The following is a 641-nucleotide window of genomic DNA, read 5'->3' on the forward strand; positions in this document are numbered from 1 at the left end:
TGCTTCTGAGAGACTTCAGAAGCTTCATCAGACGTCACTGTCTGACGACAAAACCCGCCGCGAGGGCGGGTGGGGTCAGAAAGGCCTGCTTCACAAAGAAACACGCCTTCTGCCAGGAAGCCTTAGGCTTCGATAGGCGCACGCCAGTCATCCGCACCGGAAGTGCCTGCTACCGTGTGTTCCCAGTCAATCTTGCGGTAGGCCACAGAGACAGTCACCAGCTGAGTGAACTCTTTCTTCTGTGCGTCCTGACAGTGAGGCATGTTGCAATCGATATCGATGATGGTGCCGTCAGTCAGAATGGTGGAAAAGAAGTGCTCCTGCTTACCTTCAACAGAAGTGCGGTACCACTTGAGCTCAATCTTCGGCAGCATCTCGCCGGACGCCAGTGCGTTGTACATCAGAGGTACGGCTTTGTTCAGCGCCACGGTGAACTTGAACGGCTTGTGAACACGCTGGCCTGACGGCTGACCGCTTTGTGGGTCAGTCGGTACAGTCACGATGTGGTCAAAGGCTTGAACCAGCATCTCGTCTTCGTGGCCTTCCACGTAGATGTTACCGACAGAGTCAGCGGTGAAGGCACCGGCAGTGATGTTGCCCTGGGTTTTGCCTTCGATGGCGATATAACAAGGAGTTGGCAT

General features: G+C 54.9%; 1 protein-coding gene. It reads right to left on the reverse strand.

What is annotated here, in order from left to right; genetic code table 11:
• Positions 1–122: 122 nt before the first annotated feature.
• Positions 123–641, reverse strand: coding sequence for an Hcp family type VI secretion system effector (locus GCE9029_RS25300; protein WP_062667983.1), 519 nt, complete (start codon positions 639–641; stop codon positions 123–125).

It is taken from the genome of Grimontia celer (assembly GCF_900055185.1).
Classification (GTDB): domain Bacteria; phylum Pseudomonadota; class Gammaproteobacteria; order Enterobacterales; family Vibrionaceae; genus Enterovibrio; species Enterovibrio celer.